The sequence below is a fragment of the Stenotrophomonas sp. JC08 genome (assembly GCF_052180205.1).
In the GTDB taxonomy this organism is placed as follows: domain Bacteria; phylum Pseudomonadota; class Gammaproteobacteria; order Xanthomonadales; family Xanthomonadaceae; genus Stenotrophomonas.
The window spans coordinates 868,726-894,480 of record NZ_CP197473.1; the positions used below are offsets into that span (position 1 = coordinate 868,726).

27 protein-coding genes and 2 tRNA genes are annotated in these 25,755 nt (G+C 66.2%); 14 read left to right on the forward strand and 15 right to left on the reverse strand.

Annotated features, from left to right (window positions below; translation table 11 throughout):
* Nucleotides 1–92: 92 nt before the first annotated feature.
* The 3 genes from ACSBPQ_RS03960 to ACSBPQ_RS03970 all read left to right on the forward strand — a co-directional run bounded on the left by ACSBPQ_RS03960 (nt 93) and on the right by ACSBPQ_RS03970 (nt 1,279).
* Nucleotides 93–371, forward strand: coding sequence for a hypothetical protein (locus tag ACSBPQ_RS03960; RefSeq protein ID WP_442683765.1), 279 nt, complete (start codon nt 93–95; stop codon nt 369–371).
* Nucleotides 372–457: 86 nt separating this feature from the next.
* Nucleotides 458–814, forward strand: a complete 357-nt coding sequence (locus ACSBPQ_RS03965; RefSeq protein ID WP_442683766.1) for a hypothetical protein — start codon at nt 458–460, stop codon at nt 812–814.
* A gap of 153 nt (nt 815–967) precedes the next feature.
* Nucleotides 968–1,279 (forward strand): hypothetical protein, encoded by a 312-nt coding sequence (locus tag ACSBPQ_RS03970; RefSeq protein WP_442683767.1) that lies wholly within the window; start codon nt 968–970, stop codon nt 1,277–1,279.
* Nucleotides 1,280–1,776: 497 nt separating this feature from the next.
* Here the strand turns inward: ACSBPQ_RS03970 and ACSBPQ_RS03975 are convergent.
* A tRNA-Ser gene (locus ACSBPQ_RS03975) sits at nt 1,777–1,869 on the reverse strand.
* A gap of 249 nt (nt 1,870–2,118) precedes the next feature.
* Here ACSBPQ_RS03975 and dnaX point away from each other — a divergent pair.
* The 4 genes from dnaX (at nt 2,119) to ACSBPQ_RS03995 (ending at nt 5,494) form a co-directional block, all read left to right on the forward strand.
* Complete coding sequence (gene dnaX / locus ACSBPQ_RS03980) at nt 2,119–4,074, forward strand: DNA polymerase III subunit gamma/tau (protein WP_442683768.1); 1,956 nt, start codon at nt 2,119–2,121, stop codon at nt 4,072–4,074.
* Between the two features lie 6 nt (nt 4,075–4,080).
* Complete coding sequence (locus tag ACSBPQ_RS03985; RefSeq protein WP_442683769.1) at nt 4,081–4,401, forward strand: YbaB/EbfC family nucleoid-associated protein; 321 nt, start codon at nt 4,081–4,083, stop codon at nt 4,399–4,401.
* Nucleotides 4,402–4,493: 92 nt separating this feature from the next.
* Entirely contained in the window at nt 4,494–5,093 is a 600-nt protein-coding gene (gene recR, locus ACSBPQ_RS03990) for a recombination mediator RecR (RefSeq protein ID WP_442683770.1), read from the forward strand.
* A gap of 50 nt (nt 5,094–5,143) precedes the next feature.
* Nucleotides 5,144–5,494, forward strand: coding sequence for a histidine triad nucleotide-binding protein (locus ACSBPQ_RS03995; RefSeq protein ID WP_442683771.1), 351 nt, complete (start codon nt 5,144–5,146; stop codon nt 5,492–5,494).
* Between the two features lie 203 nt (nt 5,495–5,697).
* Here the strand turns inward: ACSBPQ_RS03995 and ACSBPQ_RS04000 are convergent, their stop codons facing one another.
* The 4 genes from ACSBPQ_RS04000 to ACSBPQ_RS04015 are packed head-to-tail and all read right to left on the reverse strand — an operon-like array spanning nt 5,698 to nt 10,071.
* Nucleotides 5,698–6,222, reverse strand: a complete 525-nt coding sequence (locus ACSBPQ_RS04000) for a Slp family lipoprotein (RefSeq protein ID WP_442683772.1) — start codon at nt 6,220–6,222, stop codon at nt 5,698–5,700.
* Entirely contained in the window at nt 6,219–8,174 is a 1,956-nt protein-coding gene (locus tag ACSBPQ_RS04005) for a transglutaminase family protein (protein WP_442683773.1), read from the reverse strand. Before ACSBPQ_RS04005 ends, ACSBPQ_RS04000 begins: the two co-directional genes overlap by 4 nt.
* Complete coding sequence (locus tag ACSBPQ_RS04010; RefSeq protein WP_442683774.1) at nt 8,171–9,124, reverse strand: DUF58 domain-containing protein; 954 nt, start codon at nt 9,122–9,124, stop codon at nt 8,171–8,173. The genes ACSBPQ_RS04005 and ACSBPQ_RS04010 overlap by 4 nt, the downstream gene beginning before the upstream one ends.
* Nucleotides 9,124–10,071 carry an AAA family ATPase gene (locus ACSBPQ_RS04015; RefSeq protein WP_442683775.1) on the reverse strand — a complete coding sequence of 316 codons (948 nt, stop codon included), beginning with the start codon at nt 10,069–10,071 and terminating at the stop codon, nt 9,124–9,126. The genes ACSBPQ_RS04010 and ACSBPQ_RS04015 overlap by 1 nt, the downstream gene beginning before the upstream one ends.
* A gap of 33 nt (nt 10,072–10,104) precedes the next feature.
* Here ACSBPQ_RS04015 and ACSBPQ_RS04020 point away from each other — a divergent pair, with 33 nt between their 5' ends.
* A complete protein-coding gene (locus ACSBPQ_RS04020; RefSeq protein WP_442683776.1) occupies nt 10,105–11,958 on the forward strand; it encodes a glycosyltransferase family 39 protein in 1,854 nt (617 codons plus the stop codon).
* A gap of 102 nt (nt 11,959–12,060) precedes the next feature.
* On the opposite strand, the gene ACSBPQ_RS04025 is transcribed toward ACSBPQ_RS04020, so the two are convergent.
* Entirely contained in the window at nt 12,061–12,633 is a 573-nt protein-coding gene (locus ACSBPQ_RS04025; protein WP_442683777.1) for a Maf family protein, read from the reverse strand.
* Between the two features lie 115 nt (nt 12,634–12,748).
* Between ACSBPQ_RS04025 and ACSBPQ_RS04030 the strand changes: the two genes are divergently transcribed.
* From ACSBPQ_RS04030 to ACSBPQ_RS04040, 3 genes are all read left to right on the forward strand, one after another.
* Nucleotides 12,749–13,258: a YceD family protein gene (locus tag ACSBPQ_RS04030; protein ID WP_442684503.1), complete on the forward strand. Its 510-nt coding sequence runs from the start codon at nt 12,749–12,751 to the stop codon at nt 13,256–13,258.
* Nucleotides 13,259–13,365: 107 nt separating this feature from the next.
* Nucleotides 13,366–13,560, forward strand: a complete 195-nt coding sequence (rpmF, locus tag ACSBPQ_RS04035) for a 50S ribosomal protein L32 (RefSeq protein WP_442683778.1) — start codon at nt 13,366–13,368, stop codon at nt 13,558–13,560.
* 90 nt (nt 13,561–13,650) lie between these two features.
* The gene (locus tag ACSBPQ_RS04040) at nt 13,651–14,616 is read left to right on the forward strand and encodes a beta-ketoacyl-ACP synthase III (RefSeq protein ID WP_442683779.1); all 966 of its coding nucleotides are present in this window, start codon (nt 13,651–13,653) and stop codon (nt 14,614–14,616) included.
* Nucleotides 14,617–14,760: 144 nt separating this feature from the next.
* Here ACSBPQ_RS04040 and ACSBPQ_RS04045 read toward each other — a convergent pair whose 3' ends face one another.
* From ACSBPQ_RS04045 to ACSBPQ_RS04070, 6 genes are read right to left on the reverse strand one after another with little or no spacing between them, the layout of a single operon-like run.
* Complete coding sequence (locus ACSBPQ_RS04045; RefSeq protein WP_442683780.1) at nt 14,761–15,561, reverse strand: M15 family metallopeptidase; 801 nt, start codon at nt 15,559–15,561, stop codon at nt 14,761–14,763.
* A gap of 8 nt (nt 15,562–15,569) precedes the next feature.
* Nucleotides 15,570–16,133 carry a PH domain-containing protein gene (locus ACSBPQ_RS04050; protein ID WP_442683781.1) on the reverse strand — a complete coding sequence of 188 codons (564 nt, stop codon included), beginning with the start codon at nt 16,131–16,133 and terminating at the stop codon, nt 15,570–15,572.
* A gap of 12 nt (nt 16,134–16,145) precedes the next feature.
* Complete coding sequence (locus ACSBPQ_RS04055) at nt 16,146–16,328, reverse strand: DUF4177 domain-containing protein (RefSeq protein ID WP_442683782.1); 183 nt, start codon at nt 16,326–16,328, stop codon at nt 16,146–16,148.
* Entirely contained in the window at nt 16,325–16,507 is a 183-nt protein-coding gene (locus tag ACSBPQ_RS04060; protein WP_442683783.1) for an Arc family DNA binding domain-containing protein, read from the reverse strand. The genes ACSBPQ_RS04055 and ACSBPQ_RS04060 overlap by 4 nt, the downstream gene beginning before the upstream one ends.
* Nucleotides 16,504–16,788, reverse strand: a complete 285-nt coding sequence (locus ACSBPQ_RS04065; protein ID WP_442683784.1) for a hypothetical protein — start codon at nt 16,786–16,788, stop codon at nt 16,504–16,506. Before ACSBPQ_RS04065 ends, ACSBPQ_RS04060 begins: the two co-directional genes overlap by 4 nt.
* A 10-nt stretch (nt 16,789–16,798) precedes the next feature.
* Nucleotides 16,799–17,680, reverse strand: coding sequence for an SPFH domain-containing protein (locus tag ACSBPQ_RS04070; RefSeq protein ID WP_442683785.1), 882 nt, complete (start codon nt 17,678–17,680; stop codon nt 16,799–16,801).
* Between the two features lie 218 nt (nt 17,681–17,898).
* Between ACSBPQ_RS04070 and purT the strand changes: the two genes are divergently transcribed.
* Nucleotides 17,899–19,083, forward strand: coding sequence for a formate-dependent phosphoribosylglycinamide formyltransferase (purT, locus tag ACSBPQ_RS04075; protein ID WP_442683786.1), 1,185 nt, complete (start codon nt 17,899–17,901; stop codon nt 19,081–19,083).
* A 217-nt stretch (nt 19,084–19,300) separates the two neighbouring features.
* Here purT and ACSBPQ_RS04080 read toward each other — a convergent pair.
* A tRNA-Lys gene (locus tag ACSBPQ_RS04080) sits at nt 19,301–19,376 on the reverse strand.
* A gap of 304 nt (nt 19,377–19,680) precedes the next feature.
* On the opposite strand from ACSBPQ_RS04080, the gene ACSBPQ_RS04085 reads away from it, so the two are divergent.
* A complete protein-coding gene (locus tag ACSBPQ_RS04085) occupies nt 19,681–20,232 on the forward strand; it encodes an ECF-type sigma factor (RefSeq protein ID WP_442683787.1) in 552 nt (183 codons plus the stop codon).
* Nucleotides 20,232–23,015, forward strand: a complete 2,784-nt coding sequence (locus ACSBPQ_RS04090; RefSeq protein WP_442683788.1) for a protein kinase domain-containing protein — start codon at nt 20,232–20,234, stop codon at nt 23,013–23,015. Before ACSBPQ_RS04085 ends, ACSBPQ_RS04090 begins: the two co-directional genes overlap by 1 nt.
* A 27-nt stretch (nt 23,016–23,042) precedes the next feature.
* On the opposite strand, the gene recQ is transcribed toward ACSBPQ_RS04090, so the two are convergent.
* Together recQ and ACSBPQ_RS04100 are read right to left on the reverse strand one after the other, a co-directional pair.
* Nucleotides 23,043–24,842, reverse strand: a complete 1,800-nt coding sequence (recQ, locus tag ACSBPQ_RS04095; RefSeq protein ID WP_442683789.1) for a DNA helicase RecQ — start codon at nt 24,840–24,842, stop codon at nt 23,043–23,045.
* A 214-nt stretch (nt 24,843–25,056) separates the two neighbouring features.
* Nucleotides 25,057–25,644, reverse strand: a complete 588-nt coding sequence (locus ACSBPQ_RS04100; RefSeq protein ID WP_442684504.1) for a Dps family protein — start codon at nt 25,642–25,644, stop codon at nt 25,057–25,059.
* Between the last annotated feature and the right edge of the window lie 111 nt (nt 25,645–25,755).

The window sequence follows — 25,755 nt, forward strand, 5'->3', positions numbered from 1 at the left end:
CCACTTTTGGAGACCGCTAAAAGCGGGGGGATTACCGCGGGAAAGCAATCCACGAAAGTGCGGCAGCATGCCCGCAATGCGGGAAGCCGCAAATGCCAGAAGCGGTCCACACCGCTGAGGCGAGGACAGGGCCGTTGTGGATGGCAATCACGTCGCTGGTTCTTGGTGTGTGGTGTGCGCTGTCGATATTCGAAGACATCGAAATCGACGATGCCAGCATGGGAGCCTTTGCCTATGGAGTGCAGGCGGTTTTCTCCGCTACTGGACTGGCCCTCGGCATCGTCAGCCTGAATGTCAGCAAGAGAGGGAAGGGCATGGCCATCGCCGGCATCGTGACCTCGGCCGTGGGGCTGCTGGCTGCCATTCCCTGATTGGACTCAATGAACTCAGCCCGCCATGTCCCGTTAGGAGCATGGGTCGGGCACTGCATTACCCGCGTTATTCCCAAGGAGAAAATATGCTCATCTACACGCTCGCGCTGATCTTCTTCATCATTCCAATAACGCTACTTGCCTATCGGCGGATCAAGGCGGAGCGATATCCATTGCCATCAATGTGCAACAACGTCGTCGTCAATCGGGCGAAGCTGCGCAAGTCGATCGGCATTGCATCGCCGATCCTATTCTGGGTATTTCATGTGCTGTTCCTGCTGTATTCGGTGGTGATCGAAGCATGGATTTCATCCTTGGCGCTCATCGCCTACATGGCGGTCAGCACCTTGCTGTCGCATGAAATGAAGCAGAAAGGAGTGGGCGTGATTCCGGAGGTTGGGGTTGGAGCTGGGCAGCCACCTTCGCTGCCGCCAGAGCAGTGAGCCAATGATCGAGATGGCGGACACTGTTCAGCCTGTGGGCGCGTAATGCTTCGCAAATAGAAAGCCCCGCTAATGCGGGGCTTTCTATTTCATGCGTAGTGCTTCGCCTGCGGCTCAATCCATCGAGATCCGGGTGAGGTTCTGCAGGATGCAATGGCGAAGCGATGCTGGAGATTCGTATCAAAAAAAGCTGCCCCCCTGCTGCGAAGGACGAGAGCCGATGCGTTCGGTCTAGCAGGGCCTGAAGGACGAAGGCTTCGCGGTACTGATGGCCAAGTTGTCGAGGTAGCCCGCCGCACGGAGTACTACAAGCTGACCCGAGCGCCGGCAAAGGTCAATGCCGAACTGGCCGCGCCGATCAAGGAGATGATCGAGGCAGGGCCGTCGTTTGGCTACCGTACGGTGGCTGCGTTGCTTGGTATGAACAAGAGTGCGGTGCAATGTATCTTCCGGCTCAAGGGTTGACAGATCCGCAACCGAGTGCTGGGCCGGCGGCCAAGGATCAAGGCCAAGATCTCCTGCGCCGAGCCTCCAGATCAGCACTGGGTCACGGACCTGTGCTGTGTGTAGGGGGGGGGGATGCCTGGCTCAGCTTGGCGTTGGTGATCGACTGCCATATCCGGCAATTGCTGGGCTGGCATCTGTCGTGGGCCGGGAAAGCCAGCACGACCTCGGCCCTGGAACAGGTTCTGATCAGTCGCTACGGTACGCTGGAGTCCGTAACCGCATGACCTGAGAGGGAGTCGGTGGGCCATTACGCCGCAGCAGAAAGCTGGAGTTAGGCGCGTTTTGCGCGAGGGCACTGGATGGTGCAGCTGTCATGGAGTTCCGCTGCTTCGTATTGCATAGTGCCGCACAAAGAGCCCCAACCACAGCCAGCTTGTCGTGGCATACTGGATGGCATACCAGATCGATTGAAAAAGAAAAAAGCCCCTTAAAATCAGGGGCTTAATTCAATTGTCTGGCGGAGAGAGGGGGATTCGAACCCCCGAAGCGCGGTTTAGACGCTTACACACTTTCCAGGCGTGCTCCTTCAACCACTCGGACACCTCTCCGGGACCTACAACCAGCAAGAAGGCGCTGCAGGGGCGCAAATTCTATAGGGACGGGGCGATTGCCACAAGTCGCAATTGCGTGCCGCCGCGTCGATAGCCGCGATCGGGCATCAAGGCAGGCGGCGCACCGTGTCTGCCGCATCCCTTCATATGCCGCCGGAGGCGCCCGTGGCCGGAGCGGTGGTTCCGGAAGGGCGGGGAAGGGAGAGGGCATGGCACAATGTCGGCTCAGCTGAAGACGGTTGCCCGATGTCCTATCTCGTCCTTGCCCGCAAGTGGCGTCCAAAGCGTTTTGCCGAGCTGGTGGGCCAGGAGCATGTGGTCCGCGCGCTCAGCAATGCGCTGGACAGTGGCCGCGTCCACCATGCCTTCCTGTTCACCGGCACCCGTGGTGTCGGCAAGACCACCATCGCCCGCATTTTCGCCAAGTCGCTGAACTGCGAGCAGGGCACCAGCGCCGACCCGTGCGGCCAGTGCCCGGCCTGCCTGGACATCGATGCCGGCCGCTATATCGACCTGCTGGAGATCGACGCCGCCTCCAACACCGGCGTGGACGATGTGCGCGAGGTGATCGAGAACGCGCAGTACATGCCCAGCCGTGGCAAGTACAAGGTCTACCTGGTCGACGAGGTGCACATGCTGTCCAAGGCGGCGTTCAACGCGCTGCTGAAGACGCTGGAGGAGCCGCCGGAGCACGTGAAGTTCCTGCTGGCCACCACCGACCCGCAGAAGTTGCCGGTCACCGTGTTGTCGCGCTGCCTGCAGTTCAACCTCAAGCGGTTGGATGAGGAACAGATCCGCGGGCAGATGTCGCGGATCATGAGCGCCGAGCAGATCGAGTTTGACGACAGCGCCATCGTGCAGCTGGCGCATGCCGCCGATGGTTCATTGCGCGACGGCCTGTCGCTGCTGGACCAGGCCATCGCCTATGCCGGTGGTGCGCTGCGCGAGGAGGTGGTGCGGGCGATGCTCGGCACCGTCGACCGTACCCAAGTGGCGGCGATGCTGGACGCCTTGGCGAGCGGCGATGGCACGCGCCTGCTGCAGGTGGTGGCCACGCTGGCCGATTTCTCGCCGGACTGGAATGGCGTGCTGGATGCACTGGCCGAGGCCCTGCATCGCATCCAGGTGCAGCAGCTTGTGCCGGGTACGGTGGTGCCTGGAGAAGGCATCGACGCGGTGGCTTTCGCACAGCGGCTGCGTCCGGAAGTGGTGCAGCTCTGGTACCAGATGACCCTGGGAGGGCGTCGCGATCTGCATCTGGCGCCCAGCCCGCGTGCCGGTTTCGAGATGACCGTGCTGCGCATGCTGGCGTTCCGCCCGGCCGATGCCGTACCGGCGGTGCCGGAAGGTTCGGGGCAGGGGGCAGGTGCCGGTGGTGTTGTGCCGGGGGGGGCGGATGCAGGTGTTGCCACCTCGGCTGCGGCCAACCCGGCGCCGCTGGCCAAGGCGTTTGAGCCTGTGCGGCAGCCGGTGGTGGCCGCACCCGTCGAGGTGGCGGTGCCGGTGGTCGAGGTCGTGCGTCAATCGCCAACCCCGACACCGCCCGCACCGGCTGCAGCTGCGGAGAAGCCGCGTGCCGTCGCCGATGATCTGCCGCCGTGGGAAACACAGGCGTCCCACGCCAGTGCGCGGGATGAAGCCATGGCCATGGAAATGGCTTCGTCCGAAGAGGTCGAGCCTGAGCCGCTGAGAGTCGCGCCGGTCCGCCCCGCGCCACCTGTGGCGACAGCGCCGGTAGCTGCTCCCGCTCCCGTGCGGCCGACCGGCATTGCCATCGAGCCGGCAGCCGTGGCTAAACCATCGGCCGGTCGCGCGCTGGAGAATGCCGAGCAGTGGCTGGATCTGGTGGCTGACAGCGGCCTGACCGGCCCCTCGCGCGAGCTGGCGGCCAACTGCGCTTTCGTCAGTTTCCAGCATGGCGTGTTGCGGCTGGGATTGCTGCCGGGGTTTGAATACCTTCAGTCCGAGCGCGCGCTAGCGGCATTGGCGCAGGCCTTGTCGCAGGCGCTGGGGAGCACACCGAAAATCGTGATTGAAACCGGCAACGTCCAGGCCGAGACGTTGCACGAGCGCGCCGACCGCCGGCGCGGTGAACAGCAAGATGCGGCAGAAGCCGTTTTCATGGCCGATCCGCAGGTGCAACAGCTGATCCAGCAGGGCGCCCGGGTCGTGGCCGATTCCATCCGTCCATTTGAAGAGTAAGCAACCATGCGCGGCAATATCGCCCAGATGATGCAACAGGCCCAGAAAATGCAGGAAAACCTGCAGAAGGCCCAGGAAGAAATCGCCAAGTTGGAAGTGACCGGCAGCGCCGGTGGCGGCATGGTCAGCGTCACCCTGACCGGTGCCAAGGAATGCCGCAAGGTGCGTATCGATCCGTCGGTGCTGTCCGACCAGGAGATGGTGGAAGACCTGATCGCCGCCGCCTTCAACGACGCCTCCAACAAGATCGATGCCGAGTCGCAGGCGCGCATGGGCTCGGCCACGGCCGGCATGAAGCTGCCGCCGGGCATGAAGCTGCCGTTCTGATGATGCCGGTGCCGGGGTGCCCGGCCCCTGTGTCGTCCACGTCGCGAAGCCCTGAGGGCTTCGCGCGTTCGTTTTGAAGAGAGCCTGTTGCGATGAGCCTGCCGCTGCTGGAACAACTGATCGAAGCCTTCCGGGTGTTGCCCGGCGTCGGCCAGAAGACCGCCCAGCGCATGGCCTATCACGTGCTGGAGCGTGCCCGCGACGGTGGCCAGCGGTTGTCCGAGGTGCTGGCCGAAGCCATCGAGAAGGTCGGCCACTGCGTGCAATGCCGCGATTTCAGCGAGAGCGAGGTGTGCCCGGTGTGCGCCAGCAGCAGCCGTGAGCGGCAGATGCTGTGCGTGATCGAGTCACCGGCCGACCGTCTGGCGATCGAACATGCCACCAGCTATCGCGGCGTCTACTACGTGCTGCAGGGACGGCTGTCGCCACTGGATGGCATCGGCCCGCGCGAGCTGGGCCTGGACCAGCTTGAAACCCGGCTGGCGCAGGGCGAGGTCACCGAGCTGATCATCGCCACCAACTCCACCGTCGAAGGTGAAGCCACCGCGCACTATCTGGCGCAACTGGCGCGCCGCCACAAGGTGCGGCCGAGCCGTCTGGCGCAGGGGCTGCCGCTGGGCGGGGAGCTGGAATACGTGGATCGCGGCACCTTGTCGCATGCGTTTGGCAGCCGCAGCGAAGTCGGCGAATAGCCGCTGCCGAAACGGTAAGCTGTAGGCCGTTTCCCGCAGTGAGCCGCCGCATGACCGATACGATTTTCGGCAAGATCATCCGCCGCGAAATTCCCGCCAGCATCGTCTACGAGGACGAGGAAGTGCTGGGCTTCAAGGACATCGCCCCGCAGGCGCCGGTGCATGTGCTTTTCATCCCGAAGAACGAGGTCATTCCGACGCTGGATGACCTGCAGCCGTCACAGGCGCACCTGATCGGCAGGCTGGCCCTGGCCGCGGCCGAATACGCACGCACGGAAGGGCTGGCGCAGAACGGCTACCGCATCGTGATGAACTGCCGCGAGGATGCCGGACAGACGGTGTTCCATATCCATCTGCACCTGCTGGCCGGTGCGCCGCTGGGACATTTCGGCACGGCGTGAGGCTGGCTGGACGGACAGAGCAGGGCGCCACCTCCGGGTGGCGTTTTTGCCTTTGGAACGGCAGGAATTGCGCCAGCGGTGGGCCGCGTTGATGGGTCCTGAGGCGTGCTGTTTTCCGGTGTTGCCCTGACCGGCGTAGCTGTCCCGCCGCAACGGAAAACGCCGCCCGGAGGCGGCGTTGCGGTTTCATGTGCTGGCCGGGCTCACCACCAGCCGCGGTAACCCCAGCCCCAGCCGGGACCCCAGCCCGGGCCCCACGGGCCGTATGGATAGGCCGGCACCACGTCCACTTCACGCTGCAGCGGCCACAGGTAGACCACGTCGGCGGCGATCTTGGCCAGCGGATACTCGTACTCGCCGATCCGGGTGGTCTGGTAGCCCTCGACGCGGCCGATGAAGGTCACATCGCGGCCCGGCTCGAACACCGCAGGATCATAGAAGCCCGCGCGGCAGGCGATGAAGCGGCCGTCGCTGGCATCGGCTGCGGTGCTGCTCGGACGGCCGGTGCCGTTGAGCGGACGGGCGAGCATCTGGAAGCAGGTTTCACCCTGTCCGGGCAGGGTTTCGATGATGCGGCCCCCCCAGCGCACCGGCGTGCCGGTCTGCTGCTGGGCAACGGAGTCGCGCGGCGAGACAGTGCTGAACTGCCCCTGCAGCGGTTTGGGCGCGGTGGCACAGGCGGCCAGCGTCAGGCTGGCGGCGAGGGCAAGGAAAATGCGGATCTTCATGGTCGTGCTCCGGAGTTCGGACGATGCCTGCGCAGGTCCGCCAATAGTGAAGCCAGGTCGGACATGGCGCCAGCGTAGCGCGCATCACTGAAACGCTGGCTGAGCACCGGCAGGTTGCTGCCGGGGCGGATGCGGTCCACGCGGTGTGCCCAGGCAAGAACCGGCTCGTGGATCTCGCGCGCCAGTCCCAGTCGCGCATAACGTGCTTCCAGCCGGTGCCAGGCGCGCAGCAGCGGGTCGCGCTCGCGTTCGCCGCGTGCCAGCAGCCAGATCATGCCGCCGATCGCCAGCAGCGCCAGGGTGGCGAACAGGGTGATCAGCTGCGCCGGTTGCAGGCGCTCGATGCCCAGTGGACGCAACAGCTGCTGCTGCCGCCTGGCGTCGAACGACAGCACCATGTCGTTCCAGCCGCGGCGCATCCAGTCGCCGAACTGGGCGATGCGGTTCCACTGCCCGGCGATGGTGAAGCCGGCGCCGCCGCTGCCGCCCGCACCGAGGCGGTCTTCGAGGGTGTCATAGATGCGCTCCGGAGCGACCGCTGCGGTCGGGTCCACCCGCACCCAGCCGCGCCCCTGCAGCCAGACTTCGGTCCAGGCGTGCGCGTCCATCCGTCGCACCACCCAGTAGTCGCCAAAACGGTTGCGCACACCGCCGGCGTAACCGGTGACCACGCGGGCGGGGATGCCGGCGCTGCGCATCAGCACGGCGAAGGCGGAGCTGAAGTGCTCGCAGAAACCGGCCTTCTGCTCGAACAGGAATTCATCGGCGCTGTGGCGGCCGGCCAAGGGTGTTTCCAGCGTGTAGGCGAATTCGCCGCTGATCCATTGCAGGGCGCGCTCGACGATGGCGGCCTCATCGTCGCCGGCATCCGTGCGCCACTGGCGGCCCAGTGCCAGCGTGCGCGGATTGAAGCCGGCGGGCAGGTGTAGTGCCTGCTGACGCAGTGACGCCGGCAGCTCGGGCTGGAACTGCCGGTATGCGGTGGATTGCAGGCGCCAGCGGCTCAGTGCGGTCAGCGGGCGGGTGCTGCCGAGGCTGTAGTCGGCGTCCAGCCGTGCGTCTTCCGGTGCGCGGGTGGGCAGGTCGAGGGCGACCAGTTGCCGGCGCTCGGTGGGTTCGTATTCGATCTGGTAGTCCCACTGCTGGCCGGCAGCCACCAAGGCGGGCGGGGCGGCATGGCGCTGGCTGTCCAGCCGGGTCCAGGCGCGGCCATCGAAGCGGGTCAGCACCGGTCCGCGCCAGTAACGCTGGTTCTCCGCTGGCACCGCGCCGAAGAACTGTGCGCGCAGGGCGGGACTGTCATCGGCCATCAGGTCGATCCACTCACCCGGTCGCAGGCTGTCGGAAAGGCCGGGGCGGCCAACCGCCCGTTCCGGAATGCCCCACAGCGGTGTGGGCAGGCGCGGCACCAGCCAGAATGCGGCCAGCGTCAGTGGCAGCGCCACCATCATCAGGCGGCCGACGACATGCAGCTGGCCGGCAAGTGGCAGCGACGCATGGGCAACGTCGGCATCGGCGAGGCGTTGCAGGCTGAGCAGGGTGCTGGTCACTGCGGCCAGCGCCAGCAGCAGGGTGGCCGGGCCCTGGTCGAGCAGGAAGGCCGAGAACGGGGCGAACAGCGCGAAGCCGAGCAGGCTGCGGGCGTCGCGCCGGGTTTTCAGTTCGCTGGATTTGATCGCCAGCATCGCCGCCAGCAAGGCGCAGCCGCTGTCACGACCGGGGCGGGCGCCCATCTGCCAGTAGATCGCCAGCAGCATCGCCGCCACCAGCAACAGTCGCAGCGGCATCGGAACCGGGCGGTGCCAGGACAGGGCGGCCACGATCACGGCGCTGATCGCATAGCCGATGGCCAGCGCCGCCGGCAGCTGCAACAGCAGTGGCAGCAGTGCCAGTGCCGCGCTCAGCAGCACCCAGCCGCGGGTGGGCGGGTCGAGTGTCGGGTGCTTGCTCATGCCGCTGGCAGCAGCGCGAGCGCGCGCAGGCACTGGTGGCGATGGGCGTCACCGTTGCCGGAGGTGACGATGTCGCCGGGAATCTGCAGGCGGTAGCGGCGGCCTTCGCGCTCGGCCTCGTCCACCCAGCGCGCCAGACGGGCGATACGGCGCTCATGCGGCAGGGTGTGCAGTGTGTTCCAGTCCAGTACCAGCTCCGTGCCGGAGGAGCGTTCGTATTCGCGCACCAGCAGGCTGTCGCGGCGGGCCGAGTGCTTCCAGGCGATGGTGCGCCTGGCATCACCGGGGCGATAGGGCCGCAGTTGCTGCAGTTCATCGCCGAGTGGATGGACATGGGTACGGGCGTTGCCGGAGCCGCCATCGGGCAAGGGCGGGGCCGGGGTTTCCGGGGCGGGATAGACCAGCAGCGGGGTGTCCGGCCAGATCCAGCTCCAGGCGCGGAACAGCCCGAGTGGCTGGGTGGTGCTGAGGCGGATGCGTTGCAGGTCGAGCCAGCCGCGCCGGCGGGTCGGCAGCCACAGGTCCACCTCCCGGCGGCTGTCACCCTGCAGGTCGAGGTGTGCCGCTGCAGTTCCATGTTCGATCTGCAGGCCACGTCGCGGGCGCACGTCACCGCGCGAAAGCATCAGCCGCAGGCGCAACTGCTGGCCGGCGGCGACCGGCTCGGCCGACAGGGCTTCCAGGCGCAATCCGGAAAGCTGCAGGTGGGCGTGCAGGGCACTGGCCAGCATCGTGGTTGCCAGCAGCAGCGCCAGCAGCAGCGCCGGATTGTTGTTGTAGTTCAGCGCACCCAGCAGCATCACCGCCAGCAGGCCGCACAGGAACAGGCCGAAGCCGGTGGGCAGCACGTAGATCCGCTGCCGGTCGATGCTGGCCGGCAGTGATTCGGGCTGCCGCGGGCGCACCAGCAGTTGCAGCGCCTGCCAGCGCTGGCGCAGGGCTGTCCGCATCAATCCACCTGGACCGCATGCAGGATGGCGCGCGCCAGTGCGGGGCCGGTGCTGGCTTCGGCCTCGGGAACCAGCCGGTGGCCGGCGACCGCGAGAAACAGCGCCTGCACGTCTTCGGGCAGCACATGTTCCCGTCCCAGCAGCAGCGCATGGGCGCGGGCCGCGCGCAGCAGGGCGATGCCGGCGCGTGGCGACAGGCCGACCCGCACGCCGGGATGCTGGCGGCTGCGCAGCAGCAGGCGTTGCACGTAGTCGACCAGCGCATCGCTTGCATGCACCTGCGTGACCGCGCCGCGCAGCAGGCGGATGTCGTCCGCGGACAGGCAGGGCAGTGACCGGGCGATAAGTTCCCGCCGGCTGCCACCGGCGAGCAGGGCGCGTTCGGATTCGACATCCGGGTAGCCCAGTGTCAGGCGCAGCAGGAAGCGGTCCAGCTGCGAGTCCGGCAATGGGAAGGTGCCCGACAGGTCCACCGGGTTCTGCGTGGCGATGACGAAAAACGGATCGGGCAAGGCATGGGTGACGCCGTCGAGGGTGACCTGCTGCTCGGCCATCGCTTCCAGCAGCGCGCTCTGGGTGCGCGGCGGGGCGCGGTTGATCTCATCGGCCAGCAGCACATTGCAGAACACCGGCCCCGGGTGGAACTGGAAACTGCGGCTGTGTGCCTCGTAGACCGAAATGCCCAGCACGTCGGCCGGCAGCAGGTCGGAGGTGAACTGCACGCGCTGCAGTTGCAGGCCGAGACTGGAGGCCATGGCGTGGGCCAGCGTGGTCTTGCCGAGCCCGGGCAGATCCTCGATCAGCAGGTGCCCGCCGGAGAGCAGTGCGACAAACGCCAGCCGCACTTCATGGGCCTTGCCCAGCAGCAGCGCATTGACCTGCTCCTGCGCGCGCCGTAAGGACTGTAGGGTGACTTCAGGTAGCATTCCGGACGGTGCGACGGGCATGGTCGTCTCAAAAACGGGATGGGGGGAGTTTACGTGGCATCTGCAAGCGAGCAACGCGCCTACCGGGCGTTCCTGCTGCTGTGGGCACTGGTGGGCAGTATCAAGGTTCTGGTCGCTGCGTACCTGCCACTGTTCGTGGACGAGGCGTTCTACTGGCAGGAAGGCCAGCATCTGGCGGCTGCCTATTCCGATCTGCCGGGATTGACCGCGTGGATGATCCGCCTCGGCGTGGAGATCGCCGGGGGCCACCGGCTCGGCGTGCGCCTGCTGTTCCTGCTGCTGGGAGCACTGATGCCGTGGATGGTGGTGGCGATCACCCGCCGCTGGTTCGGCGTGCGTGCGGGCTGGCAGGCAGGTGCGCTCACCGTGCTGATGCCGCTGTCGGCGACCCTCGGCATCCTGGCGGTACCGGATGTGCCGATGGCCTTCGCTGCGCTGCTGTGCCTGTGGGCAGGTGCGCTCTTGCTGCGCAACGTCGATGCAGGCGGCGCATTGCTGCTGGCGCTGGGCCTGCTGGTCGGTGCGTTGAGCCACTATCGCTTCATCGGGGTGATCGTGGTCGGTTTTGTCGCGCTGCTGCTGTTGCCCGAGGGACGGCGGATGCTGCGTGATGCGCGGGTCTGGATGGCGCTGGCGGTGGGCATCGCTGCCTGGTTGCCGCTGCTGGCGTGGAATCTGGACAATCACGACGCGGGGCTGAAGTTCCAGATCCTGGAGCGCCATCCGTGGGCGTTCCAGGGCGAAGGCCTGTTGTTCCTTGTCATCCAGCCATTGCTGGTCACGCCACTGCTGTTTGTGGCGATGGCGATGACCGCGGTGCGCGGTTTGCGTGTCCGCGGAGCGGGTGCCCGGCAGGTGCTGTGGCGCTATTTCGCCCTGATCGGCGCCGTTTCAACGGTGCTGATCTTCCTGGCCGGCTTCTTCACGGATGTGGAGCGCATCAGTTTCCATTGGCCGCTGCCGGGGTATCTGGCCCTGTTGGTCTGCGTGCCGTTGCTGCTGGAGCGCTGGCCGCGCTTCTGGCGCCGCAGCGTGTGGGTGCTGGCGGCACTCGGCCTGACGGTGGCGATGGGTTACTACGTGGTGGCCTCGATGCCGTCACAGCGTGAGCAGCTGGCGGGCAGCAAACACTATCCGCGCAACTTTGCCGGTTGGCGGCCGCTGGCCGATGCCGTGCGCGATGAACTGGCGCAGATGCCGGCCGATACCGAAGTGCTGGCTGGCAGTTTCAAGGTGGGTGCGGAGCTGGGCTTCCAGCTGGGGGATGCGTCCATCAAGGTCCTGCCGCATGAGCTCAATGACCGCCATGGCCGCACCGCGCAGCTGGCGCTGTGGCAACTGCTCAGTGATGGCAGCCGTTCTGCGCCGCAGTTGCTGGTGCTGGCGCCGGGAGAACTGCGTTATCGCAACCTGCTCACCTACTACCACCAGGTATGCGAGCGGGTCGGGCCGTTGCCGCCGCCGCGCGTGGTTTCCATCGATCATGGCTACCAGCGCTTCCTGCTGTTCCGGCTGCCGGCCGAAAAGCAGCCTGGTCCCTGCGTCGCACCGGCGATGGCGTGGATCAACACGCCACTGCCGCAGGCGCGGTTGGATGGGGTGGTCGAGGTGCAGGGATGGGCCTTCAAGGATGGGGTGGGATTGCGGGGTGTCGAGGTGCTGGTGGACGGACAGGTGGTGGCCACGGCCGATTACGGCGCCGAACAGGACGTCACCGGCTACTGGAAGATCTCCACCGATCCGAACCATCCCCACGCCGGTTTCAGCGCCCGCCTCGATACCACCACACTGGCTCCCGGCCAGCACTGGCTCGGGCTGCGCCTGCATGGAACCGATGGCAGTGTGGAATCGTGGGTCGAGCAGCCGTTCGAGGTTCCGGCACGCTGATTTTGCAGGGGCAGGCCGGCCGCGGTTTGATCCGCTCGAATCCATTGTCCGCTGGCAGCCATGCCGCCAGCCGGTGGATGTGCCGGTTACGGGGACTGACCGTCAGGGCAGGATGAAGCCGGCATGGCGCAGCAACCGCGCGGTGGCGATCAATGGCAGGCCGACCAGCGCGGTGGGGTCGGTGTTGTGGATCGCCTCGAACAGGGTGATGCCCAGGCCCTCGCACTTGAAGCTGCCTGCGCAATCCAGCGGCTGTTCGATGGCCACATAGCGCTCGATTTCACTCATCGCCAGGGTGCGGAACTGCACGGTGGTGAGGTCCAGCGCATGCAGCCGCGTTTGGCCGTTGGCGATGCAGAGCGCGGTGTGGAAGCGGACGGCCCTGCCGGACATGGCGGCAAGCTGGGCGACGGCTGCATCATGGCTGCCCGGCTTGCCCAGCGGCACGCCGTCCAGTTCCGCGACCTGGTCCGAGCCTATCGCCCAGCTGCCGGGATGCTGCGCGGCGACCACCCCGGCCTTGGCTGCGGCCAGGCGCTCGGCCAGCTGCGGCGGCGGCTCTTCCGGGCGGGGCGATTCGTCCACCTGCGGCGCCACGCAGTCAAATGGAATGCCCAACCGGCCCAGCAATCCGGCGCGATAACGGGAGGAAGAGGCGAGAAACAGCGTTTGCATGCGAAAATGGCCGTCCAGGAGCGCGGGCAGTGTGGCGCCGCGCCGCTCTGGAAAGCAAACCCAGGTGGCCGCTTGTTTGACAGTGGCCGGGCGTATCCTTAACATTCTGCAGCTTATGTCCGCGAACGTGCCCGAATTGCTGGATGCTTGGCGGATGGTCGCAGCACGCAGGTGCTTTGACGGCCAGGTGCCTTTGTCCGATATGACCCGACTGCAGGGTCTGGTTGCCGATACCGAAGGCCAGTGCAGCTATGCATTGGAGTTCGGTCGCGACGACGACATGCAGGTGGCCTATGTCGAACTGACCGTTGATACCGAGCTGCCGCTGGTCTGCCAGCGCAGCCTGCAGCGTTTTTTGCTGCCGGTGTCGCTGAAGCAGCGGCTGGGGCTGATCCGCGACGAGGCCGAGGAATCGGCATTGCCGCCGGAGTACGAGGCGCTGCTGGTGCCGGAAGACAGCAATCTGCGGCCCTTGGAGCTGGTAGAGGATGAATTGGTGCTGGCGGTGCCCGTGGTGCCGCTGTCACCGGGAAGCGAGGCGGTCGAGAAGGACTGGTTCGCGACCGAAGAAGAATTGAACAAGGCCAACCCGTTCGCGGCGTTGGCGGCGCTGAAGAAACAATAGCGGCCGGTTGTCGTCGGCGGTCGCGGCGAAAGCGAGAGTAGTGCTGGACGCTGGCGTCCCGTGCAATTAAACGACGAAGTAAACGAAACCGAGTTTGGAGCAACCCCATGGCTGTGCAGAAATCCCGTGTCACCCCGTCCCGCCGCGGCATGCGTCGTGCCCATGACGCCCTGAGCGCCAAGCAGCTGTCCACCGATCCGACCACCGGTGAAGTGCACCTGCGCCACCACATCACCGCCGACGGTTTCTACCGTGGCAAGAAGGTGATCACGACCAAGTCCTCGGTCGTCGAAGAAGATTGATTCGTGATGGCCGCCACGCTTGCGTGACGGCTGTTGCACCGATTCTTCCGGGACCGCCTTCGGGCGGTTTCGTGCGCAACAGGAAACAGCATGAGCAAGCGGATCTACTCGAGGATCGCGGGCACCGGTAGTCATTTGCCCGAGAAAGTGTTGACCAATGACGATCTGGCCAAGATCGTCGACACGACCGACGAGTGGATCCAGTCGCGAACGGGTATCCGTGAGCGGCATGTGGCTGCCGACGGCGAAACCACCGGTGATCTGGGCTACCAGGCCGCGTTGCGTGCGCTGGAGGCGGCCGGTATCGAGGCCTCCGAGCTGGACATGGTCATCGTCGGCACGACCACGCCGGACCTGATCTTCCCGTCCACCGCCTGCCTGATCCAGGCGCGTCTGGGTGCGACCGGGGCGGCGGCATTCGATGTCAACGCGGCCTGCTCGGGCTTCCTGTTCGCGTTGAGCACCGCCGACAAATTCATCCGCAGCGGCGACGCCAGGCATGTACTGGTGATCGGTGCGGAAACCCTGACCCGTATCGTCGACTGGAACGACCGCACCACCTGCGTGCTGTTCGGCGATGGCGCCGGCGCCGTCGTGCTCAAGGCCGACGAGGAAACCGGCATCCTCAGCACCCATCTGCATGCCGATGGCAGCAAGAAGGAACTGCTGTGGCATCCGGCGGGTGTGTCCACCGGTTTCGACCAGCCGGGCAAGTTGACCATGAAGGGCAACGACGTGTTCAAGTACGCCGTCAAGGCGCTGGACTCGGTGGTCGACGAGGCCTTGCAGGCCAACGGGCTGGACAAGTCCGATCTGGACTGGCTGATCCCGCACCAGGCCAACCTGCGCATCATCGAGGCTACCGCCAGGCGCCTGGAAATGCCGATGGAGCAGGTGGTGGTGACCGTGCACAAGCATGGCAACACCTCCGCCGGCTCGGTACCGCTGGCGCTGGACGAGGCGATCCGTTCCGGTCGTGTCGAGCGTGGCCAGTTGCTGCTGCTGGAAGCGTTCGGTGGCGGCTTCACCTGGGGCTCGGCGCTGCTGCGCTACTGATCGGCTCCTGCGTATCGCGTTGCAGTCGGGCAGCCCTGTGGCTGCCCGATGTCGTTTGGAGCCTTGCGTTGGGTCTGCTGCATGCGGGCGATGCGGTGGCAGTCACCTGCGGCGTGGGCTGGCCGTGTAGCTGTGTGATGGCGCCTAGGTCCGCAGGCACCAGTGCCAGGGTTCGTAGACGATGCCGTGCGGGTTATCGCGCGGGTAGCTCAGGTGGAAGTTGAACGCGCCGGCATGCTGTTGCAGCCATGCGAAGGCGGCGCTGTGCTCGAAGGATTCCTCGGCCGGCGGCTCACCGGGCGTGCCGATATCCAGCGCGTTGCCGCCGTGGTGTTCGCTGTAGCCGGGCGCGGCATTGACGGTGAGGATCTGTTCCAGCCCAAGGCCGCGCGACAGTTTCCGTTCGAAGATGGCGGTCTGGTAGGCGTGGCTGCGGTAGCCGGAAATGGCTTCGAGCGTGACGCCCTGCCGTGCCGCGGCCTGCTGCATGCGCTGCCATCCGCGTGCGGCGGCGCGGGTGAGCCACAGCGGGCGGCGATAGCGGTCGAAACCGGCGAGCACCAGGTGCGCCGGCTCGGCGATCAGTGGCAGGCCGGTCTGCGTGGCATAGTCTTCGCTGTCCAGGCCCAGATGTTCCAGCCACTGCTGCAGTGCGTCCAGCGGCAGTTCGCCTGCCGGCGGCGGGATGCGCGAGGCCTGTGACTGCAGGGTGTGCAGGGCTGCCAGTGCCGGCTCGATACCGGGCTCTTCCGGCAGGCGGCTGACCAGTGGCATCAGGCCGCTGCGCAGTTGCGCGGCCAGATAGCAGCCGTCACGTTTGCGACGCAATACGTGCGAAGCGCGGGCGAGGATGCGGGCATCGTCGTTGCTGCGCGCGCGCAGCAGGCCGCCGGGCCAGATTTCGATCTCCGGCGTGTTGATCAGGACATGGGGAGTGTTGCGCATGCCGCAGCTTAGGCCGGGCGGGGCGCGCCGGCCAGCTGCCGGAGTGCATCCAGCAGTGCGTGTGGATGTTCGGGACTGATCAGCACGGTTGAGCCGTCGCGCAGCGGCAGGACCAGCACGCGACTGCTGTCGGTGACCAGGCAGAACGCCTTGCCGCCGCCGCTCATGCGGAAATGGCCGGCCCTGAAGCCGGGCAGGCTGTAACCGTTGGTCCTGAGGGCGGGCTGCAGCGAGGTGTGCTCGGCCAGATCGACGATGCGCGCCTGCTCCAGCTTCAACGCGCTGATGGTGACGGCGCGGGTGTAGAAGGTAGAGCGGATGGTCAGGCCGGTGGTATCGAGCGTGATCCGCTGCCGCCGGTAGGCCGCAGTCACGATTGCACCGGTCAACAGCACCAGTGCGGGCCCCAGCCAGGTGCTGGCCGTGCCCAGCCGGCCGCTGCCGTGTGCATTGAGGCTCAGCAGCAGTGGCAGCAGGAGCCCAGCGCCGAGGATCACCCACAGGAACAGCAGGGGCCTGCCGCTGCCGGGGGCTACCGCGAAGTCTTCTGGCAGGGATAGCGGAATGGGCATGGGGTGGGCCGGTCAGGCTTCGCGCTTGAAGATCAGGGTCGGCGAGGAATAGCCCGGCATCGAATGCACCACGTTCACAAGCTCCCAGCCCAGTCGCCCGTGCTTGTCCAACTGCTCCTGCAGGTCCTCGGGTTTGAACGTGCCCCACATGCCGGTGTCGGCTTTGACGACGAGGTACTTCCACTGCTTGCTCATGGTTCTTCTTCCCCGGGTTCGCGTTTGGGTTTTGGCAGCCGCCCGGCCTTGCGCAGGGCATCGCGGATCACATATTCGATCTGTGCGTTGAGGCTGCGCAGTTCGTCATCGGCCCAGCGCTGGGCAGCCGCCAGGACGTCGGCGTTGATGCGCAGCGGATAGGCCTTCTTCCCAGTCACTGCCGTGGTGCTCCATCGCCGCCGCGGCGCAGGTGCAGCACCAGCGAGATGCCCAGTGCATTGACGGCGACCACCAGCGCGATCACCACCGCGTAGGTGATGGTGCGGCTGTCGCCGGCCAGGTACAGGCCGGTGGCACCGAGGAACATGCACAGGGCGATCAGTGCCCAGCGCAGTCCGAGCCCGCGGGCATGGGCGGTGCCGGGGCGACCGCTCCACACCGCGATCAGCAGGGCGGGGATGCCGGTGGCGGCGATGATCAGCGGGGCGGCAACATTCATACCGCCGTCCTCAATACAGGGAGCCGGCATTGACCACCGGCTGGGTGCCACGGTCCGAGCACAGCACGGTGAGCAGGTTGCCGACCATCTGCGCCTTGCGCTCTTCATCGAGCTCGACCACGGCATTTTTCTGCAGTTCCAGCAGTGCCATTTCGACCATGCCGACCGCACCGGCGACGATCTGCGTGCGCGCGGCGATTACCGCGCTGGCCTGCTGGCGCTGCAGCATTGCCTGGGCGATTTCCGGGGCGTAGGCGAGGTGGCTGATGCGGGCGTCGAGCACCTGCACGCCGGCATCGGCCAGACGCTCGGCCAGCTCGTCCTTCAGGTGCTGGGAGATCTCGGCGGCATGGCTGCGCAGCGCCAGCTGGCCCTCGGTGTGCTGGTCGTAGGGATAGCTGGTGGCCATCGCGCGCAGCGCCGATTCGGACTGGATGTGCACGAAGCTCTCGTAGTCGTCGACGTTGTAGACCGCCTCGGAGGCGTCCACGACCTGCCAGACGATGACTGCGGCGATCTCGATCGGCGAGCCGTCCAGCTCGTTGACCTTGAGCTTGCCGCTTTCGAAATTGCGCACGCGCTGGCTGACCTTGCGCTTGGTGAAGAACGGATTGTTCCAGCGCAGGCCGTTGTCCTTGACCGTGCCCACGTACTTGCCGAACAGGCTCAGTACCGCGGCCTGGTTGGGCTGGACCATGTACAGGCCGCAGCTGAGGAAGATGCCGAGGGTGACCAGCACAATGCCGGCCAGGACCAGCAGCCCGCTGCCGTCAGCGCCGTTCTTGGTGAGGACGATCGCGGTGATGACAGCGGCTGCGCCGGCCAGCATCAGCACCAGCGTGCCGAGCAGGGTGGGAATACCGGATAGCGAACCGATCGACTTCTCTTTCATGGCACATCTTCCGTGGTGGTTGGATAGAAAGATATCAAATTGATATCAACATGCAATAGGGTCTGGAAGGCGCTCCCGCCGCCTGCCGCCCGGCCCGTGTCCGCCGCAGGAAAGTGCCGGATATGCGGAACCGGCATGGCGGGGCGGGTGCGCATCCCCGGCAGTCGCCGGCTTGCCTAGAATGTGCATCCTCTTTCGCGCCCGCCCGGAACTGCCTGATGATCACCCTCGGTACCCCGCTGTCCCCGTCCGCCACCCGCGTCCTGCTGCTCGGCTCGGGCGAACTGGGCAAGGAAGTGGCCATCGAGCTGCAGCGGTTCGGGGTGGAAGTCATCGCCGCCGACCGCTACGCCAACGCGCCGGCCATGCAGGTGGCGCACCGCAGCCATGTCATCGACATGCTCGATCCGGACGCGCTGGCGGCACTGATCGCGCTGGAGCAGCCGCATCTGGTGGTGCCGGAGATCGAGGCCATCCACACCGAAACCCTGGTGCGGCTGGAAGCCGAGCAGGGCCTGCGGGTGATCCCGACCGCCCGCGCCGCGCGCCTGACCATGGACCGTGAAGGCATCCGCCGGCTGGCCGCCGAAACCCTGGGCCTGCCGACCTCGCCCTATCGTTTTGTCGATACCGAAGCCGAATACCGCGACGCGGTGGCGGCGATCGGCCTGCCGTGCGTGGTCAAACCGCTGATGTCGTCCTCGGGCAAGGGCCAGAGCACGCTGCGCAGCGAAGCCGACATCGGTCCGGCCTGGGAGTACGCGCAGACCGGTGGTCGTGCCGGCGCCGGGCGCTGCATCGTCGAGGGCTTCATCGATTTCGACTACGAGATCACCCTGCTGACCGTGCGCCACGCCGGTGGTACCGCGTTCTGCGATCCGGTCGGCCACCTGCAGAAGGACGGCGACTACCGCGAGAGCTGGCAGCCACAGGCGATGTCGGCCATCGCACTGGAGCGCGCGCAGGCAGTGGCGCGTGCGATCACCGACGACCTCGGCGGCTGGGGGGTATTTGGCGTCGAGCTGTTCGTGAAGAAGGATGAGGTGTGGTTCAGCGAGGTGTCACCGCGTCCGCACGACACCGGCCTGGTGACGCTGGTGTCGCAGGAGCTGAGCGAGTTTGCGCTGCATGCGCGGGCCATTCTCGGCCTGCCGATTCCACTGATCCGCCACCACGGCCCGTCGGCTTCGTGCGCGATGCTGGCGCAGGGTCATGGCGTGCCGTTCTTCAGCAAGGTGGCCGAAGCGCTGATCCACCCGGATTCGGCGTTGCGCCTGTTCGGCAAGCCGGTGGTGGAAGGTCAGCGCCGGGTTGGCGTGACGCTGGCGCGCGCGACCGATGTGGAACAGGCGCGGGCGATCGCGCGGGATGCGGCAGCGGCGATCGGCATCGAGTTGCGCTGACGGCGGCGGAGATGTTTCACGCCCTGTCCGCAGGCGGGGCGTGAAAACGAGCAGGCATCAAGCGGTAACGTCGCAGCCGCGTTGATATGTGCAGACAGGACAAAACGGCAGACGCCAGCGCACCGCTGCGGCCGTCGTTTTCGTCATTGCGTAGAGAGGTGACGCGGAATGCGCATCAGGGCACTTTGGGGTGCCGGTGGCTGCTTTTCAGCGATGCTGGTGGGCCGTGATGGATTCGAACCATCGACCAAAAGATTAAAAGTCTTCTGCTCTACCGACTGAGCTAACGGCCCATGCAACATCCGGCGATTTGCCGGGTGCGCATTCTAACGCAAAAATCCGAATCTTCACCTTGTTTCGCGAAATTGCCGGAAAAGCAAGTGTGGCATTCAGCGGATGAGGGTGACGGAACATGAGCAGGGCCGGCGTCTGCCACTGTCCCTGTCGCCGCGCTGGAGGCCACGGGGGCGCGGGTAGGCATATGCTTGTCTGGTGTGCGGCCCGGATCGGGCAGCGTCATGATCCATCAGGCACCGGTTGGCAGTGTCCGGCGGCGGCTCTACCATCGTCGGCTGAATCCGGGGGGGCGGGAAAACTTTGAGCGAGCAAATCACGCAGCTGCTGCACCGCTGGCAACAGGGAGACCTGCAGGCGCGCGAGCATCTGTTCGAGGCGCTGTATGCCGACCTGATGCTCATCGCCCGCAATCGCCTGGTCAATCACACGGGCGGGACATTGCAGCCGGCCGTGCTGGTCAACGAATCCCTGCTCCGTCTGCTGGGAACGGACGTCGATTACAACGACCGCACCCATTTCATCGCGGTGGCGGCGCTGAAAATGCGCTCGGTGCTGGTGGATCACCTGCGCGCGCGGGGGGCGGACAAACGCGGTGGCAATGCCGAGCAGCTGACTCTTTCGCATGCCGAAAACGCGGTGGATGAGGCGGGCATCGGCTATGACGTGCTGGCCCTGCATCAGGCCTTGAACCGGCTTTCCGAACTGGAGCCGCGTGCGGCGAGCACCATCGAACTGACGTATTTCGGTGGCATGAGCCGCGATGAGATCGCCCTGGTACTGGGAATCTCCGCACCGACGGTGGATCGTGACCTGCGTTTTGCCCGGGCCTGGTTGAACCGGCAACTGCTCTGATGCCCGCCGGCGAAGACAGGGGGGTAAACACCGGGCGCTGGGCGCGGGTACGCGGGCTGTTCGATGAAGTCTGCGATCTGCCGCGTGAGCAATGGCGGCCAGCGTTGGCACAGCGTTGCCAGGACGCCGATGTTGTGGAGGAAGTGTTCGAGCTGTTGCGCGCGCAGACCGTTGGGCTGAGCAAGGTGGCCACCCGGCTGGATGTGGCCCTGGCACAGGCGATGACTCCGGAGTTCGGTGTGGGTGACCGGCTCGGTCCCTGGCGGCTGACCCGGCGTATTGCCCGGGGCGGCATGGGCACCGTGTTCAAGGCGGAACGGGCGGACGGGGTCTACCAGCGCACGGTTGCGATCAAGCTGCTGCATGGCCTGCCGGGCACCACCGAGGTTGATCGTCTTGCCGCCGAACGCCAGGTGCTGGCGGACCTGCAGTTGCCGCATGTGGCGCGCCTGTACGACGGCGGCACCACGCCGGAAGGGCATCCCTATCTGGTGATGGAGTACATCGACGGCGAGTCGCTGGACAGGTATTGCGCGGCACGCAATCTGGACCTGTTCCAGCGTCTGCACCTGTTTCTGGAAATCGCCGCGATCGTGCAGGCCGCACACGAGCGGCTGGTGCTGCACTGCGACCTCAAGCCCAGCAACGTGCTGGTGATGGCCGATGGACAGCCGGTGCTGCTGGATTTCGGCTTGGCGCGGGTGCTCAACGATGCCCGCACGAAGCAGGATTCGGGCTACTGCACGCCGACCTATGCCAGCCCGGAGTTGATGCGCGGCGCGGCGGTGGTCGCGGCCAGCGATGTCTACAGCCTCGGCGTGATGCTGGTCGAGCTGCTCACCACGCGCAGTTGCGTGCGTACGGAGCAGGATATCGATGTGCCTGTGGTGCTGCCCAGCCAGCATGCGCCCGGACAGCTGCGTTGGAAGAGGTTGCTGGCGGGGGATCTGGATGCGATCGCCGCGCGCGCCTGTGCGCTTGAGGTGGATCGGCGTTACCGCTCGGTGGAAGCACTCATCGCCGACGTGCGCCGCTACCTGGAGCACCAGCCGATCGTCACCCGCGAAAAGGAGCGGTTGCATGTGCTGCGCAAGGGGCTGCGCCGCAACTGGCGGGCCACTGCGCTGGGAGTGGGGGCGTTGTCGGTGCTTGTCGCGTTTGTCAGCAGTCTGGTGCATACCCGGCAGCAGGCACGCGAGGATGCGGCCATCGCCCGGCAGATGACGGATTTCATGATAGGTGTCTTTGAAACCGCCGATCCGTTCCTGCGTACCGAGCGCGGCGATGAGGAGCTGACCTCGCGGCAACTGCTCGACCGGGCCGCGCTGCGGGTGTCGCGGGATCTGGAGGACGCACCGGCGCAACTGGCGCGCATGCGTGCGACCCTCGGCGTGGCTTACCAGAACTCGGGCGCTTCGGCCCAGGCCGAACATCTGTTGCAGCAGGCCTATGAGGGCTTCCTGCAGGAAGGAGGGAGCCGTCTCGGCGATGCGGCCGCTGTGCTGGCAAGCCTTTCCATCCAGAAAACAAATGACGGCAATGGCGTGGTCGGGCTGGAAATGGCCGAACGCGGGTTGGCGCTGCTTGACCGGAATAAAACGTCGGAGACCCATGCACGGCTGCAGGTGGCCAAGGCGCTGGCGCATACCAACCAGCAGCAGTTCGACAACGCCGAGGCGGCGTTCGAGCGCGCGGTGCGGCTGTACGAGGCGCTTCCGGGCAAGGATGTGGATGTCGCCCTGCATGACCTGGCGTACCAGCGCGGGCTGATGTACCTGCGCCGGGGCCGGCTGGAGTCGGCCGAAGCCGAGTTCCGCAAGGTGCTGGCCGGCTTGCATGGCCGCCGTACCAGCCTGGCGCTGGCCTCGGAAGTCCGCTTGACGCAGATCCTGCGTGAACAGGGCAAGTTCGACCGTGCCTTGCCGCTGGCACGCTCGGGGCTGCGCCATGCCATCGATCTTTACGGTGCGGAAAGCAGTTTTGTGCTGATCCAGCATGACGCGCTGGCCGATCTGTACCGCGATTCGGGGGACCATGTCGCCGCCGATGCGCAGTACCGGCAACGGCAGCACCTCAGTGCGCTGCTCCACGGCGAGGACTCGGTCGACTATTCGATGGGCCTGCTCAACTACGCCGGTCTGCATGAGGCGCGTGGTGATATCGCGCAGGCCGAACAGATGTACCGCCAGGCGTGGGAATTGCGCAAGAAACAGCTGGGCGCCGAGTCGCCGACCAGCCTGCGTGCCGAAGTCACGCTGGGAAAACTGTTGATGGGCGATGGTCGCATGGGCGAGGCCGGCCGGTTGCTGGCCCATGCGGATGCGGGACTGGAGGCGGCGTTGCCGGTGGATGCGCCGGGACGTGTGGAGGCGCGGCTGTACCGGATCCACTGGCATATCCTGCAGAACGACGTGGAACGGGCGCAGGTGCTGCTGGCCGGCCTGCCGGCGCAGATGCCGGCGGGCTTCGAACTGCCGCTGCTGAAGGTGCGTGGTGATCTGGCCGAGCGCCGCATGGAAGGAGCGGCGGCGCTGGCATTGCGTCGTACCGCGTTGCGGTTCGCCCGTTCACGCTATGGCGACGACAAGCTGGAAACCGCGTATTGCCGGCTGCAGTTGGCCGAGACGCTGCTCAGATTCGAACACCCGCAGCTGGCGCTGGAGGAATTGCAGCAGGCGGCGCCGTTGCTCAAGCGGCTGCTGCTGGCCGATGCGCCGGACCGGCGCAGGCTGGAAGGCCTGCTGTTGCTGGCACGTCGTAGCCTGCCGGCCAACGGCAGCTGAGCCGATGGAGGACGGTTGCCGCGACGCTCACCCCTGCTCGCGCACGATCTCCACCAGCTGCTCGCCATAGCGGGCAAGTTTGCTGCCACCGATCCCGCCGACGCGGCCCAGTGCGGCCACGCTGGTCGGGCGCTGTTCGGCGATGTTGCGCAGGGTGCTGTCGTGGAAGATCACGAAGGCCGGCACGTTCTGCTCCTTGGCCAGCGCTGCGCGCAGCCCGCGCAGGGCCTGGAACAGCGCCAGATCCTGCGGCTGCACCGGCACACCGCTGCGTGGCGTGCCGCGTTCACGCTCGCGGCTGGAAGGGCTTTCGCGGCGCATCATCATCTGTCGGCGACCCTTGAGCACGTCGCGGCTGGCATCGGTCAGGCGCAGCCCGCCATGGGCTTCCGGGTCCACTTCCAGCAGGCTGGCGGCGACCAGTTGCCGGAACACGCCGCGCCAGCTGCGTGCGTCCAGGTCCTTGCCGATGCCATAGGTGCTGAGTTGGTCATGGCCGAGCTGGCGCAGGCGTTCGTTGTCGCTGCCGCGCAGGATGTCGATCAGATGGCCCACACCGAAACGCTGGCCACTGCGGTAGACGCAGCTCAACGCCTTCTGCGCAGGCACGGTGGCATCCCAGGCGTCGGGCGGAGTGAGGCAGTTGTCGCAGTTGCCGCAGGGGCCTGGATAGGTTTCGCCGAAACCGGCCAGCAGCACCTGACGCCGGCATTGCATCGATTCGCAGTAGCCGAGCAGGTGGTCGAGCTTGGCGCGCTCCAGCTGCTTGCGCTCCTCGCCGGCCTCGCCCTGCTCGATCATCTGCTTGAGCAGCACCACATCGCCAAGGCCGTAGCACAGCCAGGCTTCGGCAGGCTCGCCATCACGACCGGCGCGGCCGGTTTCCTGATAGTAGCCTTCCATCGATTTGGGCAGGTCGGTGTGCGCGACAAACCGCACATCGGGCTTGTCGATACCCATGCCGAAGGCGATGGTGGCGCACATCACGATGCCGTCCTCATGCAGGAAACGGCGCTGGTTGGCGGCGCGCACCTCGGCCGGCATGCCGGCGTGGTAGGGCAGGGCATTGATGCCTTCGCGGCACAGGAATTCGGCGGTTTCCTCGACCTTGCGCCGCGACATGCAATAGATGATGCCGGCCTCGTCACGGTGGAGCTTGAGGAAGTCCAGCAGCTGCCGCCTGGCATTGTCCTTCTGCACCACGGTGTAGCGGATATTGGGGCGGTCGAAGGAGCTGACGAAATGGCGCGCGGTGCCCAGGTCCAGCCGCTCGGCGATCTCGCGCTGGGTCGGTGGATCGGCGGTGGCGGTCAGCGCCAGGCGCGGCACCTGCGGCCAGCGTTCGTGCAACACGGTGAGCTGGCGGTACTCGGGGCGGAAGTCATGGCCCCACTGCGAGACACAATGCGCCTCGTCGATGGCGAACAGCGCGATCCGGCTGCGCTCCAGCAGGGACAGGAAGCGTCCGGTCAGCAGCCGTTCGGGCGCCACATAGAGCAGCTCCAGTTCACCGGAAAGCAGCTCGCGCTCCACCCGCGCGGCGGTTTCCGCATCCAGCGTGGAGTTCAGGAATTCGGCGCGTACGCCCAGCTGCCGCAGCGCTTCCACCTGGTCCTGCATCAGCGCGATCAGCGGCGAGATGACGATGCCGGTGCCCTCGCGCAGCAAGGAAGGCACCTGGTAGCACAGCGACTTGCCCCCGCCGGTGGGCATCAACACCAGCGCATCGTTGCCGGCGGCAACGTGCTCGATGATGGCCTGCTGCGGGCCGCGGAAGTCGTCGTAGCCGAAAACGCGTTTCAGCAGGTCATGGGCGGGGGAAGACATGCCGTATAGGATACCCGCGCCCCGGAACCGGCTGCCGCAAAAGTCGTGCACAACGACAGGGAAGGCCGGCATCAAAGCCGACGGAGCGGTGTTTGCAGTGTATCTGCCGGGGCCAGGGCCCCGTTGGATATGGGGGCTCTGGCAGGCGGATGAAGCAGGGTCCAGGGTTCCGCGTGCGGAACCCTGGAAAACCGCAGGGCGGACGCCCGCAGGTTTACTGCAACAGCGAGCGCAGCATCCAGGCGTATTTCTCGTGGGTCTGCAGGCGCTGGGTCAGCAGGTCCTCGGTGGGAGCGTCGTCGGCGTCGTCGGCGATGTCCAGCACGTTGCGGGCGGTGCGGCATACCGCCTCGTTGCCGGTCAGCAGCTGGCGCACCATCTCACGCCAGTCGGGGCTGTCGCTCAGGCCCGGTTCCTCGGCGATGGAGGTCAGTGCCGCGAATTCGCGGTAGGAGCCGGGGGCATTGAAGCCCAGGGCGCGGATGCGCTCGGCGATCCCATCCAGTGCGGTCCACTGTTCGGTGTACTGCGCCTCGAACATGGTGTGCAGCGAATTGAACATCGACCCGGTCACATTCCAGTGGAAGTTGTGGGTCTTCAGATACAGGGTGTAGGCATCGGCGAGGAAGTGCGACAGGCCATCGGCGATCTTCTTGCGCTCGCTGTCCTTGATGCCGATATCGACGCCTGCGACCGACGGTGCGGCGGCGGCCAGCTTCTGCTTGCCGCTCTTGCCCTGTTCGTTCTTGCCCTGATTGCTCTTGGCCTTGCTGCTCTTGTCCTTGCCGCTGGACTCGGGCATCGGCGCCGGGGTTGCCGTCTGTTTCGGCGTATCGGTCTTGCTCTTGTCGGTGGTTTTGCTCTTGGCCATGCGCGGTTCCTCCTGATGATTGGGTTATGACGTCACAATACC

What these genes read in the sequence shown, in the direction of transcription:
- ACSBPQ_RS03960 (WP_442683765.1), top strand. Translation starts at nt 93, where the DNA reads ATGCCAGAAGCGGTCCACACCGCTGAGGCGAGGACAGGGCCGTTGTGG.
- ACSBPQ_RS03965 (WP_442683766.1), top strand. Translation starts at nt 458, where the DNA reads ATGCTCATCTACACGCTCGCGCTGATCTTCTTCATCATTCCAATAACG.
- ACSBPQ_RS03970 (WP_442683767.1), top strand. Translation starts at nt 968, where the DNA reads ATGGCGAAGCGATGCTGGAGATTCGTATCAAAAAAAGCTGCCCCCCTG.
- dnaX (WP_442683768.1), top strand. Translation starts at nt 2,119, where the DNA reads ATGTCCTATCTCGTCCTTGCCCGCAAGTGGCGTCCAAAGCGTTTTGCC.
- ACSBPQ_RS03985 (WP_442683769.1), top strand. Translation starts at nt 4,081, where the DNA reads ATGCGCGGCAATATCGCCCAGATGATGCAACAGGCCCAGAAAATGCAG.
- recR (WP_442683770.1), top strand. Translation starts at nt 4,494, where the DNA reads ATGAGCCTGCCGCTGCTGGAACAACTGATCGAAGCCTTCCGGGTGTTG.
- ACSBPQ_RS03995 (WP_442683771.1), top strand. Translation starts at nt 5,144, where the DNA reads ATGACCGATACGATTTTCGGCAAGATCATCCGCCGCGAAATTCCCGCC.
- ACSBPQ_RS04000 (WP_442683772.1), bottom strand. Translation starts at nt 6,222, where the DNA reads ATGAAGATCCGCATTTTCCTTGCCCTCGCCGCCAGCCTGACGCTGGCC.
- ACSBPQ_RS04005 (WP_442683773.1), bottom strand. Translation starts at nt 8,174, where the DNA reads ATGAGCAAGCACCCGACACTCGACCCGCCCACCCGCGGCTGGGTGCTG.
- ACSBPQ_RS04010 (WP_442683774.1), bottom strand. Translation starts at nt 9,124, where the DNA reads ATGCGGACAGCCCTGCGCCAGCGCTGGCAGGCGCTGCAACTGCTGGTG.
- ACSBPQ_RS04015 (WP_442683775.1), bottom strand. Translation starts at nt 10,071, where the DNA reads ATGCCCGTCGCACCGTCCGGAATGCTACCTGAAGTCACCCTACAGTCC.
- ACSBPQ_RS04025 (WP_442683777.1), bottom strand. Translation starts at nt 12,633, where the DNA reads ATGCAAACGCTGTTTCTCGCCTCTTCCTCCCGTTATCGCGCCGGATTG.
- ACSBPQ_RS04030 (WP_442684503.1), top strand. Translation starts at nt 12,749, where the DNA reads ATGTCCGCGAACGTGCCCGAATTGCTGGATGCTTGGCGGATGGTCGCA.
- rpmF (WP_442683778.1), top strand. Translation starts at nt 13,366, where the DNA reads ATGGCTGTGCAGAAATCCCGTGTCACCCCGTCCCGCCGCGGCATGCGT.
- ACSBPQ_RS04040 (WP_442683779.1), top strand. Translation starts at nt 13,651, where the DNA reads ATGAGCAAGCGGATCTACTCGAGGATCGCGGGCACCGGTAGTCATTTG.
- ACSBPQ_RS04045 (WP_442683780.1), bottom strand. Translation starts at nt 15,561, where the DNA reads ATGCGCAACACTCCCCATGTCCTGATCAACACGCCGGAGATCGAAATC.
- ACSBPQ_RS04050 (WP_442683781.1), bottom strand. Translation starts at nt 16,133, where the DNA reads ATGCCCATTCCGCTATCCCTGCCAGAAGACTTCGCGGTAGCCCCCGGC.
- ACSBPQ_RS04055 (WP_442683782.1), bottom strand. Translation starts at nt 16,328, where the DNA reads ATGAGCAAGCAGTGGAAGTACCTCGTCGTCAAAGCCGACACCGGCATG.
- ACSBPQ_RS04065 (WP_442683784.1), bottom strand. Translation starts at nt 16,788, where the DNA reads ATGAATGTTGCCGCCCCGCTGATCATCGCCGCCACCGGCATCCCCGCC.
- ACSBPQ_RS04070 (WP_442683785.1), bottom strand. Translation starts at nt 17,680, where the DNA reads ATGAAAGAGAAGTCGATCGGTTCGCTATCCGGTATTCCCACCCTGCTC.
- purT (WP_442683786.1), top strand. Translation starts at nt 17,899, where the DNA reads ATGATCACCCTCGGTACCCCGCTGTCCCCGTCCGCCACCCGCGTCCTG.
- ACSBPQ_RS04090 (WP_442683788.1), top strand. Translation starts at nt 20,232, where the DNA reads ATGCCCGCCGGCGAAGACAGGGGGGTAAACACCGGGCGCTGGGCGCGG.
- recQ (WP_442683789.1), bottom strand. Translation starts at nt 24,842, where the DNA reads ATGTCTTCCCCCGCCCATGACCTGCTGAAACGCGTTTTCGGCTACGAC.
- ACSBPQ_RS04100 (WP_442684504.1), bottom strand. Translation starts at nt 25,644, where the DNA reads ATGCCCGAGTCCAGCGGCAAGGACAAGAGCAGCAAGGCCAAGAGCAAT.